Source organism: Kosakonia sp. R1.Fl (genome assembly GCF_023516815.1).
GTDB lineage: Bacteria > Pseudomonadota > Gammaproteobacteria > Enterobacterales > Enterobacteriaceae > Kosakonia.
Window position 1 is genome coordinate 4219073 of the sequence record NZ_JAMGSQ010000001.1, and the last position, 20734, is coordinate 4239806.

Consider the following 20734-nt stretch of genomic DNA (forward strand, 5'->3'; position numbering starts at 1 on the left):
TTCGGCGGTTATACCGTATACCGCCGAAAATGATTAAACCACTGCCGTGGTCAGCCGTGATGAACAGCACAGGCGGGATTGTTCGTCATAAATATCGATTTGCCAGACCTGATGGCGCCCGCCTGTATGCAGCGCCCGGCAAACACCGCGCACGCGCCCGCTGCGCACCGAGCGCAAGTGGTTGGCGTTAACCTCCAGCCCCACCACTTTCTGTTCCCCTTCCGTACACAAATAGCCGGCAACAGAACCGAGCGTTTCCGCCAGCACCACCGACGCGCCACCGTGTAGCAGGCCAAACGGCTGATGGGTTCGTTGGTCTACCGGCATGCTCGCCTCCAGCGCATCGTCACTGATGCGCTCAAAGCGAATATCCAGCAGCCCCACCATATTGCCATCACCCATTGCATTAAGGGCTTCCAGCGTAACCGCACGTTTCCAGATCATCCCAAAATCTCCAGTAATGCCTGAAGTGGATGGCGCACGCCATTCCCTTCGATTCGTTTAACCTGGCTGCGACAAGAGTAGCCGGTCGCCAGACAGCGATTACGCGGCAAACGCTGCATCGCCTGATGCCAGGAAAGCTCATAAATTCCCAGCGAACTGGCATGGTTCTTCACTTCATGACCATAGGTTCCGGCCATACCGCAACAACCAACGCTGACATTTTCCAGTACCGCGCCGAAACGCGCAAAAATCGACGCCCATTGCCCCGTCGCACCCGGCAACGCAGTCACTTCTGTACAGTGACCAAACAGATACCATGGCTCGCCGCTGGGCGCTCGTTCCCCGATATTATCCAGCGCCACTGGCAGCCATTCATGCACCAGTTGCACATGAAATTCTCCACGCTTATCACCCAACGCCAGCTTGTACTCGTCGCGGTAGCAGAGCACCAAAGCCGGGTCGACACCGACCATCGGCATGCCCAGTTGCGCCACACGATTAAGGAAATCTGCAGTTTTTTGCGCCGTTTTGGCAAAGCGATTCAGGAAACCTTTAATGTGTTGCGCCTTACCGTTTGGCGAGAAAGGCAACACAACCGGCTCGAAGCCAAGCCGTTCGACCAGGCGAACAAAATCGGCCACCACTTGCGCATCGTAATAGCTGGTGAACGGATCCTGCACCACCAGCACAGTTTTCGCTTTCTGTGCGGCATCGAGCTGTTCAAGCTGCTCTAGCGTCATGTTCGCCGTGCGATGCCCGACCATCTGACGCTGCAATGACGGCACAGACAGCAGTGGTAAATCCACCATGCCGATATGCTTCGCGGAAAGGGAACGCACCCACGGCTGGCTCATAAAAAAGTTAAACGTTTTCGGCGCACGCGCCATTAGTGGCGCATAGCTCTCGACCGTGGCGACCAGGTGGTCGCGCACCGGGCGCAGATAACGGCTGTGATAGAGTTGCAGGAAGCGTGACCGGAACTCCGGCACATCAATCTTGATCGGGCATTGTGTAGAGCACGCTTTACAGGCCAGGCAGCCGGACATCGCTTCTTTAACTTCATGCGAGAAATCATACTCGCCGCGACGTGCATGCCAGCTATTGCGGGTGCGCTCGATTAATGTACGTAAACTGGCTCGTTTTTCCGGCAACTCTTTTTCCAGCTTTATTGGATCGATGCCACGATCGGCCAGCAGACGCAGCCATTCACGCACCAGCGTTGCCCGCCCTTTTGGCGAATGAATACGGTTCGCCGAGATTTTCATCGACGGGCACATCGGGCTTTTCACATCGAAATTAAAGCACAAGCCGTTACCGTTACACTCCATGGCACCACGCCATGAGGAACGCACGGCGATAGGAATTTGCCGGTCAAGCGTACCGCGTTTAATGTCATCCACCTTCTTCATCAGCGCATCAAGGCCTTCAGGGAGACAGATTTTACCGGGGTTCAAACGGTTTTCCGGATCGAACGCCGCTTTGATTTTGCGTAACTCGCCATACAGCTGCTCGCCAAAAAAAGCCGGACTATATTCGGCGCGGAAACCTTTCCCGTGCTCGCCCCACAGCAAACCGCCATATTTCGCCGTCAACGCCACCACATCATCGGAAATGGATTTCATCAGCACTTCTTGCTGCGGATCGCACATATCCAGCGCAGGCCGCACGTGCAGCACCCCGGCGTCAACGTGACCAAACATGCCATAGCTCAGGCCGTGTCCATCAAGCAGCGCACGGAATTCAACGATGTAGTCCGCCAGATGCTCCGGCGGCACGCAGGTATCTTCCGCGAAGGGAATCGGCTTGGCCGCGCCTTTGGCGTTCCCTAATAACCCCACGGCTTTTTTACGCATGGCATAAATGCGCTCAATGCCTGTCAGATCCTCGCACAATTGCCAGCCAATCACGCCACCTTCACCATTGGCCATCAACGTATCGAGGCGCTGGCACAACGACTGCACTTGCGCATCAATCAGCGGCTGATCGTCACCGGCAAATTCAACAATATTCAGGCCAAGCAGGTTTTTGTCCGGCACATCGGTAATCAACTCTTTCACCGAATGCCAGACAATGTCTTCCCGCGCCAGATTGAGCACTTTCGAATCCACGGTTTCGACGGAGAGCGCCCGCGCGTCCACCATAAACGGCGCATTGCGCAGCGCGGAATCAAACGAATCATATTTTACGTTCACCAGACGGCGAACTTTTGGCAGCGGCGTGATATCAAGGCGCGCTTCGGTAATAAACGCCAGCGTCCCTTCTGAGCCGGTGAGAATGCGGGTTAAATCAAATTCGGTCATCTCGTCATTGAACACATGACGCAAATCGTAACCGGTGAGAAAACGGTTCAGTTTGGGGAAGTTATCCAGAATCAACTGGCGATTATCACGACAGCGCTCCAGCACGGTTTTATAAATTCGCCCGATAGCGGTACTGGCGTTACCCAGCGTTTCTGCCAGCGCCACCGGCATCGCCTGCGTATCGAGGATATCGCCGCCCAGCAACACAGCGCGAACACCCAGCACATGGTCGGAGGTTTTCCCGTACACCAGAGAACCCTGCCCGGAGGCGTCGGTGTTGATCATTCCCCCCAGGGTCGCACGGTTGCTGGTCGACAGCTCTGGCGCGAAGAAGAAGCCATAAGGTTTCAAATACTGGTTGAGCTGATCTTTAATAACGCCCGCCTCAACGCGCACCCACCCCTCTTCGGGGTTAATTTCCATAATGCGGTTCATATAGCGGGACATATCAACGATGATGCCCTGATTCAGCGCCTGGCCATTGGTGCCGGTACCGCCGCCGCGCGGAGTAAAGACCAGCGTGCGAAAACGCGGCTCGGCAGCGAGGCGTGTGATCAAGGCAACGTCAGACGTTGAACGAGGGAAAACGACGGCATCGGGTAATAGCTGGTAAATACTGTTGTCTGTCGCCATCGTTAGCCTGTCGGCGTAGCTGGTGGCGGTATCACCGGTAAAACCTTGTTGCTCCAAAGCCTGCAAAAAATTCAGCACCAGTTGAACGACACCCGGTGCCTGGGAAATCTGTGGGATCATTATGCTTGACCCTGCCTGACTGTTAGTGTTGTGAATAGTTAATCGTTTGCTTTAAGCATTCATCGTTGTATCACATTTTTTTCTTATGCGCCCATGAGAATTACAGGCAGAATCGGACTGTCCAAAACCGCTGAAATCATTAATCATTATCACTGGTGATTTCCAGAAACACCGAATTTTCAGCCACTCAATAAGGTGAGTAAATCGTATGGTTGATCTACGTCAGTCCAGGGATGTACCGCAAATCATGCTGTCGGTACTGTTTTTAGCAATCATGATTATCGCCTGTCTGTGGGTCGTCCAGCCCTTCATCCTCGGTTTTGCCTGGGCGGGAACGGTGGTGATCGCCACCTGGCCACTGCTGGTACGCCTGCAACGCGTGCTGTTTGGCCGCCGCTCGCTGGCAGTGTTAGTGATGATGCTGCTGTTGATCCTGCTGTTTATTATTCCGGTCGCGCTACTGGTTAATAGCCTGGTGGACTCCAGCGGCCCGGTGATCCATGCCATCAGCACCGGCGCCATGTCACCGCCGGATTTAGCCTGGCTAAACAGTGTTCCTTTCGTTGGTGAGAAGCTCTATACGGGCTGGCACAGCCTGCTGGATATGGGCGGCAGCGCCATTATGGCCAAACTGCGCCCGTACGCAGGCGCGACAACCACCTGGTTTGTCGGCCAGGCCGCGCATATTGGACGCTTTATGCTGCACTGCGGCCTGATGTTGCTGTTCAGCGCCCTGCTCTACTGGCGCGGTGAGCAAGTTGCCAGAGGGATCCGCCATTTCGCCATTCGCCTTGCAGGGAAACGTGGCGATGCCGCTGTGCTGCTGGCAGGTCAGGCTATCCGCGCCGTAGCGCTGGGCGTGGTGGTCACCGCGCTGGTGCAGGCCGTGCTTGGCGGCGTTGGCCTGGCTATTTCCGGCGTACCTTACGCCATGTTGTTTACCGTGGTTATGCTGATGACCTGTCTGGTGCAGCTCGGGCCGTTACCGGTGCTGGTTCCGGCCATTATCTGGCTGTACTGGAGCGGAGATTCCACCTGGGGCACCGTGCTGCTGGTCTGGAGCTGCGTTGTCGCCACGCTGGATAACTTCATCCGCCCGGTACTGATCCGCATGGGCGCTGATTTACCGCTGATCCTTATTCTTTCGGGGGTCATTGGTGGTCTGGTCGCTTTCGGTATGATTGGCCTGTTTATTGGCCCGGTATTACTGGCGGTCTCCTGGCGGCTATTCTCCGCGTGGGTGAATGAAGCACCCGAACCGGCGGCGACAGATAATGCGTTAAGCGAAGCCGACAATGTAGATAACCCTTCCTGAAAATATTAAGGCGGGGTAGCCCGCCTTAATTATTATTAAGCACTACTTATCATTTCAAACGCAAAACTCCCTTCAGATCCCTCTGAAAGCGAAATATTGCACGGTTTAACCCATATATTCTTCACGTCCGTTTAACTAATGAGACGAATCTGATCGACGCAAAAAATCGACATGCCTACTATTAGCTCACGGTTATAAATCAACACCTTGATTTATAAGCATGGAAATCCCCTGAGTGAAACAACGAATTGCTGTGTGTAGTCTTTGCCCATCTCCCACGATGGGCTTTTTTTTCGCCACTTTCCGTTCAGGCACTTATTTGCCGGATGCAGACGCGCTCCCTTTGCTGCTCACCGCGCAGGCACCATTATCAATAGCCGCACCAATCGGTAGATAATCGAATGCTAAATGCATCGTGCTCACATCGTGTCCGTCACAGGCACGAATATGTTCGTTATAAGACGCGCAACCATTAAGCCCCGCGCATGCGAGCACGATAAACATGAATAAAAAATGTTTCATTTGAATAACCTCACGACTATTGCAGGCAAATAAAAGATATATACCTTCCGCTACAGCGAAATAAAAATTGCAATAGTTAATAAATTAAAACGACGAAAACACAATTAACATTAACCCGCTTACGTATTTACCTGTACTTACTGCTGATAAGATTATGCTGAGACAGCACGTGATCAACGACGTTACGTAACCGGCCCTGTAGTGCCCTATAAATCCTGCGTTCGCCCGCGTAGTTCACCCACTGGATACCGCCGGGTTCAACTTCGACAAACCCCGTCACGCCATTACAAATAAAATGAACATAATGGCGCTCAGCTATTTTTCCCATTACGAAAAACCTCAATAGAATTCTTTCCGCAAGCGCAGAAGCAAATAAAAAAACACGAAGAGATAAGTCACCGGGGAGAATTATATGCAGGGTAATTATCAATACAATAAATATATACCAGGGACAGGCACAAATAGCTTACGATCACACAAATACCTTACGTAATTGTAAGCCATGAAGTGTGGTTGTTATTTCAGCAGGGTTATTGTTGCCCGTTTGTGCAAAAAAATAGCCCATCGAACGATGGGCTACGATTTTATCACTGGCTAACTTCGCACTGACTCATCATTTTCCAGGCGGTGGGAAGTTCACGGATCTCGCCGTAAACATTCACCGTAAGCGTTGCGCGGATATCTGCCGATGAGGCACCGATTTGCAACTCAAACTCACCCGGTTCGACAATGCGTTGCCCGTCACGGCCCGTAAAGTTGAGCATATCTACCGGCACGATGAACGTCAGCGTTGCCGTTTCACCCGGTGATAATGCCACGCGCTGGAATGCTTTTAACTCCTGCACCGGACGCACCATCGAGGCCACCTTATCCCGGACATACAACTGCACCACCTCGCTGCCGCTGCGCTCGCCGGTATTTTTTACCTGTACCTGTACGTGAATATCGCCATCGATCGCCACATCAGGCGTGAGCAGCACCGGGTTCACATACTCGAACTGCGTCCAGCTCTTCCCGTAGCCAAAGGGGTAAAGGGCGCCAAAATGGAAGGCAAACGGGGTACCACCGCTTTTCAGTTTGTGATTGTAGTAATAGGGCATCGCACCGGCGCTTTTCGGCACACTAACCACCAGACGCCCCTGCGGCTCTGCTCGCCCGGTCAACACATCGGCAATCGCCTGGCCGCCCTCCTGCCCCGGCGCCCACGCCATCAACCATGCGGCAACTTGCGACTCCAGCCCTTGCAAGTTATACGGACGTCCGCCGGTCATGACCACCACGACCGGTTTCCCGGTTGCCACTAACGCCTCCAGCAACTGTTGTTGCACACCCGGCAGCGTCAGGCTATCCGTATCAGAACCTTCCCCCACCGTCCCGCTCTGGAACAGCCCGGCAAGATCGCCCACACAGGCAATGATCACCTCGCTTTCTTGCGCCACGCTCACCGCGTGCGGGATCAGGCTCACATCCATGGAGACCGGTGACTGCTGCATCGGTTTGCCCGATGCGTCCCCAGGGAAAACGGGGGCACCAGCCATACGTTTTTCAATAATATGGCAGCCTTTGGCATAGCGGACGTTCCCCTCGCCCAGCGTCTGGCGCAGTGCCGCAAGCGGCGTGGTGACCTGCGTGGTTTCTTCCAGCATATCGCTAATGATCAAATGCACCGGGAAACTGTAGCCGCTGAGCAAAGCCAGCGGATCGTCAGCGGTTGGGCCAATTACCGCCACCTTCGGCGAGCCGTTCAATGGCAGAATGCCGTTATTTTCCAGCAGCGTCATTGAGCGCGTGGCGACCTCGCGCGCTACCTGCCGCGTCTTGGCAGACTGCAGGTCGATACCTTGTTCATCGGTATAAGGTTGTTCGAACAAACCGAGACGAAACTTCACTGTCAGCACGCGGGCGACAATTTCATCCACTTTTGCCATGGAAATAAGGCCGCGCTCAACGGCCTCTGCCAGATGGCGTGCGCAGTCATCTTTTGGCAACTCAACATCCAGCCCGGCATTAAACGAGAGCGCAGCGGATTCCGCGGCATCATGTGTCACACCGTGATGCTGATGCAGCAGGCTGACGCCACCGTAATCAGCAACAATAATGCCCTCGAAGCCCCACTGTTCACGCAGCAAAGTGGTGAGCAAGAAATGGTCACTGTGACCCGGCTGGTTATCAATGTCGTGATAGGCTGGCATCACCGATCCTGCTTTCGCCAGCTTCACCGCCATCTCGAACGGCAGCAAAAAGGTGTCGTTCAGCTCGCAAAAGCCGAGGTGTACCGGAGCATGGTTACGTGCGCCTTCACTAAACGAGTGGCCAACATAGTGTTTGAGCGTCGCCAGCATGTCGCCCTTTTCACCCTGCAGACCTTTCACGTAGGCGCAAGCCATCACCCCCACTAACCATGGATCTTCGCCGAATGTCTCTTCCGTGCGCCCCCAGCGCACATCGCGCGAGACATCCAGCACCGGAGCCAGCCCCTGCTTGCAGCCGGTCGAGCGCGCTTCCAGCCCAATATGCTGGGCGGCACGCTGCACGAGTTGTGGATCCCAGGTGGAGCCGTAGTTCAGCGAGGAAGGAAATAACGTTGCGTCTTTACACAATAAACCCACCAGGCACTCTTCATGGAACAGCGCAGGAATGCCCAACCGTGTCTCTTCCACTAACGTTTTTTGTAGCCGATTCGCCGCGCGCACGCCGCGCTTCGCTTCCACAATATGCGTGCCCAGCGGGCGGGTTATTTGCCCGACCCCCAGTTTAAGCCGCTGTGCCAGCGCCGCCTGCGCGCTGACACCGGCAAACTCATCGCTGAGATCGGTGCGCTCACGGTGCTCACCCTCTTCTGAAAGCACAAGCCACAGAGCATGCATTTGCGCGAATTTCTCTTCCGGCGTCATCCGTGCCAGTAAATCCGCAACGCGTTCGGCCACGGGACGGTGTGCGTCCTTGTAGATAGCAGTCATCGGGTCACTCCTGTGTTGTTGAAATCCGGGGCGGTTTGCACTGCCGTGTCGCTTTCACTGTCACCACGTTTACGTATCAGATCTTGCGCGATACTGTCGGCAACCTGGCTATTGAGTTTGTAGCGGGTCAGCAGCAGCACCATGCAGATAAACAGCAGGCAGGGGATCAGCGTAAACAATGCGTTAATGGTCGTCAGCACCGTCGCACTCTGGGCTGCCTGATTTGGCGCATAGTCCACGGCGCCAAGCACCCAACCCACGACAGCGCCGCCAAGCGCCAGGCCAAATTTAATGGCGAATAACGCGGTAGAGAACACCAGTCCGTCAAGGCGACGCCCGCTGCGGTGCTCTTCGTAATCCACCACGTCAGAGAACATGGTCCATTGCAGTGGCGTGGTCAGGTTCTGAATAAAGCTGAAAACGATATTGAGGCCAAAAATAAGCCACACTTGCGTAGGCGGGATTATAAAGATAAGCGCCGCGAAAACGACGAATGTAATAATTGTCCACTGGTAGGCGCGTACCCGGTCAAATTTCCCTAACAACCGTGCCGATAATAGCGCTCCGCTCAGGGCGGCGATCATGCCAGAAACAATAAAGGTAAACACCATATCCGGGCGCTGTAATACGTATTTGACGTAATACATCGTGGCGGAACCACGCGTTACAACCGCGGTTAACAGCAAAATATTAAACACAAAGACAATGCGCCACTGCGTATTTTTCGCCAGCAATTTGAGATCGCTGAACAGCGAACCGGAGCTATCATTGCGCGGCGTAAAACGCTCGCGCGTCATAAAGAAGCAGCCAAAAAACAGAAAAATGCCTAATACGCCCATCAGGCTCATGGCGTAGAAATACCCTTTTTGATCGTTACCGGCCCCCAGATGCGCCACCAGCGGCAGGGCAATAACGGTCACGATCAGGCCGCCGATAAACGATAACCCAAAGCGCCAGGATTGCAGCGAATGGCGCTCGTGCGGATCCATCGTCAGCGCGCCGGGCATCGCGCAGTAAGGTACGTTAATCGCAGAGTAGATAAAGCTAAGGATGGCGTAAGTGACGCAGGCATAGAGGATTTTTGCCGTTGCCCCGGCGTCCGGGACAAAAAAGGTAATAATGCAGCTCACACCGAACGGTATGGCAAACCACAGCAGCCAGGGGCGAAAGCGCCCGTGTCGCGTTTGCGTGCGATCCACCAGTGCGCCGATGCAAGGATCGACAAAAGCATCCACCGCGCGCACGACCAAAAACATGGTTCCCATTATTGCGGCAGGTAACCCAAACACATCCGTATAGAAATAAGCGAGAAACAGCGTTGCGGTTTGCCAGACCAGGGCGCTTGCCATATCACCCAAACCGTAACCTATTTTGTCTTTTGTACTCAGGACAGAGGAGATTGTCATTTTTATTAGCCTTGTGAGGTCAAAAAATATTTCAACATGGCGCGACAGATTAACGTCACGCTGCTCACTACAGGCTCAAGTATTGGAAGAAGCTAACGAGGGGACAATTGCAATAATTGCCAGGCTTTTTACGTTTTTTAGTAATTGTGATCGCCGCCGAGTTCGCGGCTGAAATAAAAAAATCCCCGACATTATGTCGGGGATTTTACTTTTGCCTTTATTTTTTCAGTTCGGCGAGGCTTAACCAGGTCTGCACAACGGTGTCTGGGTTGAGCGAGAGACTATCAATACCCTCATCCATCAACCAGGCGGCAAAGTCTTCGTGATCCGAAGGCCCTTGCCCGCAAATGCCGACATATTTGCCCTGCTTTTTCGCCGCACGGATCGCCATCGAAAGCAGCGCTTTCACCGCGTCGTTACGTTCGTCGAACAGTTCGGAGACCACGCCGGAATCGCGATCGAGACCCAGCGCCAGTTGCGTCATGTCGTTGGAGCCGATAGAGAAACCATCGAAATACTCAAGGAACTGCTCCGCCAGCAGCGCGTTGGACGGGATTTCGCACATCATGATGATTTTCAGCCCGTTCTCACCGCGTTTCAGCCCCTGACGCGCCAGCTCATCAACCACCGCTTTTGCCTGTTCAACGGTACGCACAAACGGGACCATGATTTCAACGTTGGTCAGCCCCATATCGTTACGTACGCGTTTTACCGCTTCGCACTCAAGCGCGAAGCAATCGCGGAAGCTGTCGGCCACATAACGGCCTGCGCCACGGAAGCCGAGCATCGGGTTCTCTTCTTCCGGCTCGTAGCGCTCACCACCAACCAGATTGGCGTATTCGTTCGATTTAAAATCAGACAGACGCACAATCACGCGTTTTGGCCAGAATGCCGCGCCCAGTGTCGAAATGCCTTCCGTCAGACGGCCGACATAAAACTCAACCGGCGAATCGAAGCCTTTCATCATTTCGCGGATTTCGTTTTGTAATTTCGCGTCCTGGTCATCAAACTCCAGCAGCGCGCGCGGATGCACACCGATCATGCGGTTAATGATGAACTCCAGACGCGCAAGGCCTACGCCTTCATTTGGCAGGCAAGCAAAATCGAAGGCGCGATCCGGGTTGCCGACGTTCATCATGATCTTCAGCGGCAGATCCGGCATGGTGTCTACGCTTGAACTTTTCACGCTGAAATCCAGCAGATCAGCATACACATAACCGGTATCGCCTTCGGCGCAGGAGACGGTGACTTTCTCCCCGGTTTTAATGCGTTCGGTCGCGTCGCCGCAGCCCACCACCGCCGGAATACCTAACTCACGCGCAATGATCGCCGCGTGGCAGGTACGGCCGCCGCGGTTGGTAACAATCGCCGCCGCTTTTTTCATGATCGGTTCCCAGTCCGGGTCGGTCATGTCAGTTACCAGCACATCGCCCGGCTCGATCAGGTTCATCTCGCTGATATCGTGGATCACTTTTACTGTGCCCGCGCCAATGCGATGCCCAATGGCACGGCCTTCAGAGATAATGCGCCCCTGGGCATGCAGCGTGTAACGCTCCATCACCTGGCCACGCGAACGCACGGTTTCCGGACGCGCCTGCACGATAAACAATTTACCGGTATGGCCGTCTTTCGCCCATTCAATATCCATTGGACGGCCATAGTGTTTCTCGATTTGCACCGCCTGCTTCGCCAGCGCCTGCACTTCGTCGTCGGTCAGGGAAAAACGGTCGCGCTCGGCCTGCGGAACATCTTCAATCTGCACCTGCTTGCCATGCTCTTGCGTCGGCGCATAGATCATGCGGATTTTCTTCGACCCCATGGTGCGACGCACAATGGCTGGACGATTGGCCGCAAGCGTTGGCTTATGCACATAGAACTCATCCGGGTTAACGGCGCCCTGCACCACCATTTCGCCCAGCCCCCAGGCAGAAGTGATAAACACTACCTGATCAAAACCGGATTCTGTATCGATGGTGAACATCACGCCAGAAGAACCGATATCCGAACGCACCATGCGCTGCACACCGGCAGAAAGCGCGACGCCGCGGTGATCGTAGCCCTGATGCACGCGATAGGAGATGGCGCGATCGTTAAATAACGAGGCAAACACATGCTTCACCGCCACCAGCACGGCGTCATACCCTTGCACGTTGAGGAAGGTTTCCTGCTGACCGGCAAACGAGGCATCCGGCATGTCTTCCGCTGTCGCAGAAGAACGTACCGCGAAAGAGGCTTCGGCGTCGTCTTCGGAGAGTTTGGCGTAGGCTTCGTGGACGGCTTTTTCCAGCTCAGGTGGGAACGGTGTGTCGACAATCCACTGGCGGATCTGCGCACCGGCTTTTGCCAGTTCGGACACATCATCGATGTCGGTTTTATCCAGTAATTCGTAAATGCGCTGATTTAGCCCGCTTTGTTCCAGAAACTGGTTAAACGCATCGGCCGTGGTCGCAAACCCATTCGGCACGGAAACACCCATACCGGACAGATTAGTAATCATTTCACCAAGGGAGGCATTTTTGCCCCCAACTCTGTCTACATCATTCATGCCGAGTTGGTCATACCAAAGCACCAGCGGAGACGAGCCATTGTTGGACATCGAAACAATCCTTTTGTGATATATGAATGGGTAAAAACGTCGAACTACTTTTTTATCCTGGCATAATTAATTCTGTTGAAAAAACGGTGAATCGTGTAAGCAATAACGATTTCTGCTTTTTCGGATAGATTCCCATCAATAAATCACCTTGAGTAATTTCTCATTTCTATATCTCCTTATTTTTTATAGGGGAAACTAAAAAAACGAACCGTAGAGTTCATTAAAAATAAAAACACCATTTCATTTTAAAAATGAGAAAAAGGAGATACGCATGTTGAGGGTTTTAATTTATGCTTTCAGAGAATTACGCATGTCATTCAGGATGGGTTAAATGGACAGTTCAGTTGATCGCCACGTCTTTTATATTTCTGATGGAACCGCTATCACCGCTGAAGTATTAGGCCATGCGGTCATGTCGCAATTCCCGGTTGCCGTTAGCAGTATTACGCTGCCGTTTGTGGAAAACGAGAGCCGTGCCCGTGCCGTCAAAGAACAAATAGACGCCATCTATCAGCAAACCGGCAATCGTCCACTGGTGTTCTACTCCATTGTGATACCGGAAATTCGCGCCATTATTTTGCAAAGCGAAGGATTTTGTCAGGATATCGTTCAGGCGTTGGTTGCGCCGCTGCAGGAGGAATTAAAACTCGATCCGACCCCCATTGCGCATCGCACACATGGGCTTAATCCCGGTAATTTAACCAAATACGATGCGCGTATCGCGGCAATTGATTACACCCTCGCGCATGACGATGGTATTTCTTTGCGCAATCTTGATCAGGCACAGGTGATTTTACTGGGCGTTTCGCGCTGTGGAAAAACACCGACCAGTCTGTATCTGGCGATGCAATTTGGTATTCGCGCGGCAAATTATCCTTTTATTGCCGATGATATGGATAACCTCGTTCTCCCCGCTGCGTTAAAACCACTGCAGCATAAATTATTTGGTCTGACCATTAATCCGGAGCGCCTTGCTGCCATTCGCGAAGAGCGCCGGGAAAATAGCCGCTACGCGTCGTTGCGCCAGTGCCGCATGGAAGTCGCAGAAGTGGAAGCGCTTTACCGCAAGAATCAAATTCCCTGCCTTAATAGCACCAACTACTCGGTAGAAGAAATTGCCACCAAGATGCTCGATATTATGGGGTTAAATCGCCGCATGTACTAACAAGCTAGTACACAAGTGCGAAGTGCGCTATGATATTGCCCGGAAACGTGATGTGCTTTGCAACCCCTCTTGAAATAAGCCGGGATTGGTTTAAGGTGTTGCGCATCACTTCCGGCATTCCTGCCGCTGAAGCACCTAATTTTTGAGATTCTTGATGAACAAAACTGATGAACTTCGCACTGCGCCTATCAGCAGCCTGGTGACACCAGCTGAACTTGCGCAGCGCTACCCTGTTACCTCAGAGGTAGCGGAGCATGTGACCGCATCCCGTCGGCGGATAGAAAAAATTCTGAATGGTGAAGATCGCCGCCTGTTGGTGATAATAGGTCCCTGCTCGATCCACGATCTTGACGCAGCCGTTGATTACGCGAGCCGTTTACAAGTATTACGTGAAAAACACCACGCGCATCTGGAAATCGTTATGCGCACCTACTTTGAAAAACCGCGTACTGTTGTGGGCTGGAAAGGGTTGATTTCCGATCCCGATCTGAACGGCAGTTACCGCGTCAATCACGGCCTGGAGCTGGCGCGTAAACTGCTGTTGCAGGTCAATGAGCTGGGCGTGCCCACCGCGACCGAATTCCTCGATATGGTGACCGGCCAGTTTATTGCCGATTTAATTAGCTGGGGTGCTATTGGCGCGCGCACCACGGAAAGCCAGATCCACCGCGAAATGGCCTCGGCGCTTTCTTGCCCGGTCGGTTTTAAAAACGGTACCGATGGCAACACACGTATCGCCGTTGACGCGATCCGCGCTTCACGTGCCAGCCATATGTTCCTCTCGCCGGATAAAAGCGGGCAAATGACCATTTATCAGACCAGCGGCAACCCGTACGGCCACATCATTATGCGTGGTGGTAAAAAACCGAATTACCATGCCGGAGATATCGCCAATGCGTGCGATACGCTGCGTGAATTTGGTTTGCCGGAGCATCTGGTGGTGGATTTCAGCCATGGCAACTGCCAGAAAGAGCATCGCCGCCAGTTGGATGTCTGTGACGACATTTGCGCGCAAATCCGTAATGGTTCGATGGCGATCTCTGGTGTGATGGCGGAAAGTTTCCTGCAGGAAGGTACGCAAAAAATTGTCAGTGGCCAGCCGCTGGTATACGGGCAATCCATTACCGACCCATGTCTGAACTGGGAAGACAGCGAACTGCTGCTGGAAAAACTCGCAACCGCGGTTGCCACCCGTTTTTAACCTTTTCCTGCTGACTCATGCAGAACTACGCGTTCCCCCTACTTTTTCCTGGGGGAACTGCGGCTATGTAAACAATCGCCCTTGCGTCATATCACCATACTATTGATAATCATTATCATTGTTGGTTTGTCTTTAAACGGATATGTCGCACATGGATAGCACACCTGCATCACCGGTCACGCCTCAGGAAAAACCCACGCACATCACCCCAACCGATCGCCGCATTCACAGCCGTTCGCTGCTGGGGGATGAAGGGCGCGTCGTTATTGAGCACAACGGGCAGCAATACCTTCTGCGCCAGACGCATGCCGGAAAATTGATCCTGACAAAGTAGGCCATTTCAACTCGAACAGCTGACTTCCAGCCGTTTGCCCCAGTCGGGCGGACGGCTGACGTAATCATCACTGCGATCGATAAATGGCTGGCGTAATGCCTCATGAAGTCGCTCCAGCTCGCTGCTATCGCCTTTCTCTGCGGCATCAATAGCGCGCTGCGCCAGCCAGTTTCGCAGCACCATTGCCGGGTTAACCCGTTGCATATGCGCCTGCCGCTGTGCGTCATCGATATTTTCCTGCTGTAAGCGTGAGCGATATTGTGCAAACCAGTCATCAAATGCGCCGCGATCGATAAACTCATCCCGTAACGGCGACGCAGCGCTTTGCTGCTCGGTCAGGCTGAGCATGCGGAACGTACGCGTATAATCGCTACCTTCGCGCGCCATCAGCGCAAACAGCGAATTCAGAAGATCGTTATCGCCTTGCTGGCGAGTAAAGAAGCCCAGCTTGCTGCGCATCAACAGGCCATACTCGGTGAGTAACTGGTGCTGGTAATCATCCAGCGCGGCGTTTAACCCCTCCACAGCAATAAAGGGCGATAGTGACTGCGCCAGACGCTGCAGATTCCACAGCGCCACCGCCGGCTGGTTTTCAAAGCTGTACCGCCCCTGGTAATCAGAGTGGTTACAGATAAAACTGGGCTGGTAATCATCGAGAAAACCGAACGGGCCATAATCGATGGTTAAACCAAGAATCGACATGTTATCGGTATTCATTACACCGTGCGCGAACCCTACCGCTTGCCAGCGCGCAATCATCTGCGCAGTGCGCCGCACGACATCCCGGAACCATGCGACATATTTATCGCTTTCGTTTTGCAATTCCGGCCAGTGATGACGGATAACAAAATCTGCCAGTTGACAGACTTTTTGCGGATCGCGTCGGTAGTAAAAATGTTCGAAATGACCAAACCGCACATGACTTTCGGCAATACGCATCAGCATCGCGCCCTGCTCCTGCGTTTCGCGCATGACTGGCGTATCGCTGGTCACAATGCTCAATGCGCGCGTGGTCGGGATCCCCAGATAGTGCATTGCTTCTGAAGCCAGGCTTTCGCGAATGGTCGAACGTAGCACCGCGCGGCCATCCCCCATGCGCGAATACGGCGTCAGCCCGGCACCTTTCAAGTGCCAGTCCCGGGTTGTGCCGTCCGGGAGTTGCTGTTCACCGAGCAAAATCCCGCGCCCATCACCTAATTGCCCGGCCCAGACACCAAACTGATGTCCACTATAAACCTGCGCCAGTGGAGACATGCCGGGTAACAGCGCTTCGCCGCCCCAGATGCTGGCTCCGGAGACGGGATGAAACAGCGCATCCGGTATATCCAGCGCATGTGCCAGTGGCTCATTGCGCCATAGCAGACGTGCGTTGTGCAACGGTGTTGGGGATAATGCGGTATAGAAATCTGGCAATTCATCTCGCCAGTGGGTAGTAAAAGACAGGGTCATGGTTCCTCCTGCCTTTAGTGTAGTGCTAACGTTGGCGTTTAAACACCAGGCAAAAGCAGGGCTATGGCTGAACCAGAGAGGTTAACTGTTCGACGGTGACGGGTGGCCACATGGCACCCTGCATGGCGCTAAAGGAAAAGGCTGCTGCCCGGTTGAGCGCCTGTTCATCATCAATGCCTGCAATCATCAATGCATCACAATAGGGTTCAAGCTGCGCAACAATCACCCGCATAAAAGGTTCGAATGAAGGTGACGCCAGCCGCTGATGAACAAAATTTTTATCCAATACCACGCGCTTAAATAAGCCATCAAAAATGGCTTTTGTCGACGCAGTTCCGGCACCAAAATTAGCCAGCACCAGTGAATATTGTTTCGCCAATAGAAACAAGGGGTGATTATCTTTTCCCTTATTTAGATCGGGAAAATTCTCATTAATGGTAAATTCAAGAAAAGGAAATTTCCTAATGTTTGTCGCTAGCGTTTCATCTGCCAACAAGACATCAACCAAAGAGGGAGCAATATTAATCCAGGCCGTTAATTGATGTTGAATAAAAAAGAGTTGGCAGGCTTCAAGGAGTGCCAGTTGTTCATTGAATAAAGCGAGTATTTCTTCAGGCGTAAGGCGCGGTATGACCAGCTCTGTAGGCGTGCGGACATTGCTGTCGGGCCCTACAAAGTTAACGATAATTTCCAGTCCCTGTAGCATTCCGTTACTTTTCCTCGCAGGCAGTAATAGAAGCTCAGAGCGATATGTGTCATCCAGCGATACTATCATTGCGCCAGCCCCGCATTAAGGGTGATATCCGGCATTGTCAAACACAGGTGGAAATATTTCAAATCTATTGTTTTAAATGAGATTAACTTCATTTTTTTCCCGTTTTATTTTTTGGCTGCTCCTTAACCTTTATTAGCCTGATAACGAATTGACGGATGTCCGGATCCCAATGTACACAGATCTTAATTAAGATAAACGTGATTATTTAGTGGAAATTTCCTGGTTTAAAAAAAGCCCTTGCGGGCTTTCTCATTCTAGATGCGACGTGCTTGCCAGAAATTTTTACGCCAGTAGACATTATCCAGAGAAGAGCGCATCACTCCCCGGCTGGTTGAGGCATGAATGAACTCATTATCCGTATCGTAAATACCAACGTGCAATCCGCTCTCTCCGGAACCGGTTTTAAAGAAAACCAGGTCGCCTGGCAGCAAATCATCTTTATCGATTTTCGTGCCAATTTCCGCCTGTTGCCGCGTCTCGCGCGGCAGTTGTAAAGAAAACTTATCGCGAAACGTCATCATAACGAAGCCGGAACAATCAACGCCGGAACGGCTCATGCCACCGTAGCGATACGGCGTACCATGCCACTGGCTGAGCTGATCATTCAGGCCAGCAATAACGGTTATCGAATCTGACAATCTTGGATTTGGCGGCGGCGCGCGATGAGAACTACACCCTGCGAGGAATAACGCCACTGCCAGCAAAAACCAGATACGCATCCTGGATCACGCCTCTTTATTTCTTTTTCTCGGAATAATCTACCGTGTGAATCAGATACGTGGCAAGTCACCTTTTCGTCACGTTGCGGGGATCAGCACGCGGTGACCTTCCACATCCAGTTGGCGAAAAGCCAAACCATACGCCGTCGCCAGATGAGATGGTGTCAGCACCTCGTCCTGCCGCCCGCTCATTAGCAGTTTGCCACCGCTGAGCAGCCAGGCCTGACGCGCATGGCGCAACGTATGGTTAAGATCGTGGCTACTCATCACCACGGTAATTCCTGCGGCAACCAGCTCGTTTAAAAGCTTATCGAGTGCCGCCTGCTGGGCAACATCGAGGCTATTCATCGGCTCATCCAGCAATAAAAGCTCTCCGGCGGGGTTGCCGGCCGGGTGAATTTGTAAAATCACTGCCGCTAAGCGTACCCGCTGCCACTCCCCGCCTGACAGGTGATTCACCGCCCGCCCCAGCTTATCGCTGAGGCCAAGCTTGCCCGCAATCTGCGCCAGCAGCGCGGTTTGTGCGTTATCGCGCTGATGCAGGGATAAGTACTGCCAGACAGGCATAGAGAACGGCGGTGTCTGCTGTTGGGCCAGGTAAGCACGATGTTGCGCCAGCTGCGATGCTGGCCACTGTGTCAGCGAACGGGCATTAAACAGCACGCTTCCCTGCCCGCCTGATAACCCAGCAATGCGCGCCAGCAGTGTGCTTTTCCCCGCACCATTCGGCCCGATAAGATGCAGGATTTCTCCCCGGCCGACCGATGCCGTTATCGGCCCAAGCCTTCCGGGCTCCGCCACATCCTGAAGCTGCAACAGCATTGACATTACTTCGCCAGCGCCTGTTTTACCGCGTCAACGAGAATCGGATCTTCCGGTGTCATATCCGGAGAGAAGCGTTGAATCACCTTGCCGTCACGACCAATCAGGAATTTTTCAAAATTCCACAGAATATCGCCCGGCTCTTTCGGCGCACGACCTTTGCTCTCCATACGTTCGTAGAAACCGCTGCCCTGAGGTGCAACGGCCTTCGGCGCTGCGGCAACCAGCTTTTTATACAGCGGGTGACGAGCTTCGCCATTCACATCGATTTTGCTGAACAGCGGAAATGTTACGCCATACGTGGTGCTACAGAAGGTTTTAATTTCCTCTTCTGAACCCGGTTCCTGGCCGAGAAACTGATTGCAGGGGAAACCGAGTACGGTAAGACCTTCACTTTCAAATTCTTTTTGCATCTGCTCCAGCTGTTCGTACTGCGGCGTCAGCCCACATTTAGAGGCGACGTTGACCAGCAGCAGCACCTTGCCGAGGTAACCGGCAAGCGTTGTCTGTTCACCATCGATAGTCTTAACTTCAGTATTCAGAATATCCTGTTGCATAGCGTCACCTTAATGAATGTTATGGTTTGCGGACTCAACGCCCGGCTCTCAATAATAGCCAGATAAATACCGGCGCGCCCAGCGTCGACGTCACAACGCCTATTGGCAACTCGGCTGCACTGAGCGTCAGACGTGCTATCACATCGGCAAATAACAGTGCCACCGCTCCTGCCAGCGCGCAGCCTGGCAGCAATGCCCGATGATCGGTCAAACCGCACAGACGTAAGATATGGGGAATGACCAGACCGATAAAACCAATTGAGCCCGCCAGCGCGACGCTTACGCCGACCAGCCAGCCCGTGGCTATCACCAGCACGTTTCGCCATAGCCACATCGGTAACCCTAACTGGCGCGCGGAAATGTCTCCCAGCGCCAGCATATTCAGTGGCTGAGACTGGAAACAGACCCAAATGATGACTGGCACCAGCGCCGCCATGAGCCAACTTTGTTGCCAGTCCACCCCACCGAAACCGCCCATCATCCAGTACATCAACTGGCGTAAATCGAAGGAGGAAGAGAAATAGACGGCCCAAGTCATCAATGCGGTACAGATGATGCCCAATGCAACGCCAGCCAGCAGTAAACGGCTAGTTGAGATGTGGCGGCGCGCGAAACGCAGCAGGATCAGCGTCACAACGAGCGCGCCAGCGATCGCACAAACGCCGAGCGCCCAGCCTGGGAGCAATCCGCCCCCCAGCAATACAGCAGCAATGAGCCCAACGCCCGCACCGCTTGAGACTCCAAGCAATCCTGGTTCCGCAAGCGGGTTTTCGAACAGTGCCTGCATCACCGCACCGCACAACGCCAGTGCAGCGCCCACAAGCAACACGGCCAGCGTACGTGGCAAACGAATTTGCCAGACAAACAGTTGCCCGTCCGGTGTAAACCAGGCGCCGGGAGAAATCCATTGATCGCCCGCGCAGAGACTAAACAGTAACGCGAAGAGTAAGAGCAGCAGCAAACCACCCAGCCAGCGGCGGTTGCGTTGCTGTTGAAGACGAGCGTATGCCAGCATGTTTTCCGTTTTATTGGTCAGCAAGGCCACTGATTTTAAGGTTGATGCCGGATGCTGAAAAGAAAAAAGGCCGCGATGCGGCCTTTTTAATTAGTTCATATCATTCAGCTTTGGGCGAAGCGTTTTCGACACGGCTCTTTAACTTCTGGCCGGGTCTGAAGGTCACCACGCGCCGGGCTGTAATGGGAATATCTTCGCCCGTTTTTGGATTACGACCCGGACGTTGATTTTTGTCGCGCAAATCGAAATTGCCAAAGCCGGAGAGTTTTACCTGCTCACCGTTTTCCAGAGCACGACGGATCTCTTCGAAAAACAGCTCTACCAGCTCTTTTGCGTCCCGTTTGCTAAGCCCAAGCTTATCAAACAGATATTCTGACATTTCAGCTTTTGTAAGCGCCATA

Annotated in this window: 17 protein-coding genes and 1 other RNA gene; 5 read left to right on the top strand and 13 right to left on the bottom strand. The window is 53.2% G+C overall.

Annotation, left to right across the window (positions count from 1 at the left end; all coding sequences use genetic code 11):
• Positions 1 to 33 precede the first annotated feature (33 nt).
• The gene (gene menI, locus M8Q36_RS19895; RefSeq protein WP_160270528.1) at positions 34 to 444 is read right to left on the bottom strand and encodes a 1,4-dihydroxy-2-naphthoyl-CoA hydrolase; all 411 of its coding nucleotides are present in this window, start codon (positions 442 to 444) and stop codon (positions 34 to 36) included.
• Positions 441 to 3497 (bottom strand): D-2-hydroxyglutarate dehydrogenase YdiJ, encoded by a 3057-nt coding sequence (gene ydiJ / locus M8Q36_RS19900; RefSeq protein ID WP_249882092.1) that lies wholly within the window; start codon positions 3495 to 3497, stop codon positions 441 to 443. Before ydiJ ends, menI begins: the two co-directional genes overlap by 4 nt.
• A gap of 208 nt (positions 3498 to 3705) precedes the next feature.
• On the opposite strand from ydiJ, the gene ydiK reads away from it, so the two are divergent.
• Positions 3706 to 4812, top strand: coding sequence for an AI-2E family transporter YdiK (gene ydiK, locus M8Q36_RS19905; protein WP_249882093.1), 1107 nt, complete (start codon positions 3706 to 3708; stop codon positions 4810 to 4812).
• Between the two features lie 188 nt (positions 4813 to 5000).
• Positions 5001 to 5108: antisense sRNA RprA (gene rprA, locus M8Q36_RS19910), an RNA gene on the top strand.
• Between the two features lie 19 nt (positions 5109 to 5127).
• Here the strand turns inward: rprA and M8Q36_RS19915 are convergent.
• The 4 genes from M8Q36_RS19915 to ppsA form a co-directional block, all read right to left on the bottom strand.
• Positions 5128 to 5334 (bottom strand): hypothetical protein, encoded by a 207-nt coding sequence (locus M8Q36_RS19915; RefSeq protein ID WP_175272415.1) that lies wholly within the window; start codon positions 5332 to 5334, stop codon positions 5128 to 5130.
• Between the two features lie 587 nt (positions 5335 to 5921).
• Complete coding sequence (locus M8Q36_RS19920) at positions 5922 to 8294, bottom strand: glycoside hydrolase family 3 N-terminal domain-containing protein (protein ID WP_249882094.1); 2373 nt, start codon at positions 8292 to 8294, stop codon at positions 5922 to 5924.
• On the bottom strand, positions 8291 to 9700 hold the full coding sequence (locus M8Q36_RS19925; RefSeq protein ID WP_249882096.1) for an MFS transporter: 1410 nt from the start codon (positions 9698 to 9700) through the stop codon (positions 8291 to 8293). The genes M8Q36_RS19920 and M8Q36_RS19925 overlap by 4 nt, the downstream gene beginning before the upstream one ends.
• A gap of 217 nt (positions 9701 to 9917) precedes the next feature.
• Complete coding sequence (ppsA, locus tag M8Q36_RS19930) at positions 9918 to 12296, bottom strand: phosphoenolpyruvate synthase (protein ID WP_045511496.1); 2379 nt, start codon at positions 12294 to 12296, stop codon at positions 9918 to 9920.
• 331 nt (positions 12297 to 12627) lie between these two features.
• Between ppsA and ppsR the strand changes: the two genes are divergently transcribed.
• The 3 genes from ppsR to hemP all read left to right on the top strand — a co-directional run bounded on the left by ppsR (position 12628) and on the right by hemP (position 14996).
• Positions 12628 to 13461, top strand: coding sequence for a posphoenolpyruvate synthetase regulatory kinase/phosphorylase PpsR (gene ppsR, locus M8Q36_RS19935; protein WP_016496328.1), 834 nt, complete (start codon positions 12628 to 12630; stop codon positions 13459 to 13461).
• A gap of 154 nt (positions 13462 to 13615) precedes the next feature.
• Entirely contained in the window at positions 13616 to 14662 is a 1047-nt protein-coding gene (gene aroH / locus M8Q36_RS19940; RefSeq protein ID WP_249882097.1) for a 3-deoxy-7-phosphoheptulonate synthase AroH, read from the top strand.
• A 142-nt stretch (positions 14663 to 14804) separates the two neighbouring features.
• The gene (hemP, locus tag M8Q36_RS19945; RefSeq protein ID WP_249882098.1) at positions 14805 to 14996 is read left to right on the top strand and encodes a hemin uptake protein HemP; all 192 of its coding nucleotides are present in this window, start codon (positions 14805 to 14807) and stop codon (positions 14994 to 14996) included.
• Positions 14997 to 15002: 6 nt separating this feature from the next.
• Here the strand turns inward: hemP and selO are convergent, their stop codons facing one another.
• From selO to ihfA, 7 genes are all read right to left on the bottom strand, one after another.
• A complete protein-coding gene (gene selO / locus M8Q36_RS19950) occupies positions 15003 to 16445 on the bottom strand; it encodes a protein adenylyltransferase SelO (protein ID WP_249882099.1) in 1443 nt (480 codons plus the stop codon).
• 61 nt (positions 16446 to 16506) lie between these two features.
• Positions 16507 to 17220 carry an EAL domain-containing protein gene (locus M8Q36_RS19955; protein WP_249882100.1) on the bottom strand — a complete coding sequence of 238 codons (714 nt, stop codon included), beginning with the start codon at positions 17218 to 17220 and terminating at the stop codon, positions 16507 to 16509.
• 254 nt (positions 17221 to 17474) lie between these two features.
• A complete protein-coding gene (locus M8Q36_RS19960) occupies positions 17475 to 17939 on the bottom strand; it encodes a C40 family peptidase (protein WP_200551791.1) in 465 nt (154 codons plus the stop codon).
• A 78-nt stretch (positions 17940 to 18017) separates the two neighbouring features.
• A complete protein-coding gene (gene btuD / locus M8Q36_RS19965) occupies positions 18018 to 18767 on the bottom strand; it encodes a vitamin B12 ABC transporter ATP-binding protein BtuD (RefSeq protein ID WP_249882101.1) in 750 nt (249 codons plus the stop codon).
• A complete protein-coding gene (locus tag M8Q36_RS19970) occupies positions 18767 to 19318 on the bottom strand; it encodes a glutathione peroxidase (RefSeq protein WP_249882102.1) in 552 nt (183 codons plus the stop codon). The genes btuD and M8Q36_RS19970 overlap by 1 nt, the downstream gene beginning before the upstream one ends.
• A 34-nt stretch (positions 19319 to 19352) precedes the next feature.
• On the bottom strand, positions 19353 to 20333 hold the full coding sequence (btuC, locus tag M8Q36_RS19975) for a vitamin B12 ABC transporter permease BtuC (RefSeq protein WP_249882103.1): 981 nt from the start codon (positions 20331 to 20333) through the stop codon (positions 19353 to 19355).
• Between the two features lie 100 nt (positions 20334 to 20433).
• Positions 20434 to 20733 (bottom strand): integration host factor subunit alpha, encoded by a 300-nt coding sequence (ihfA, locus tag M8Q36_RS19980; protein ID WP_006820203.1) that lies wholly within the window; start codon positions 20731 to 20733, stop codon positions 20434 to 20436.
• Between the last annotated feature and the right edge of the window lies 1 nt (position 20734).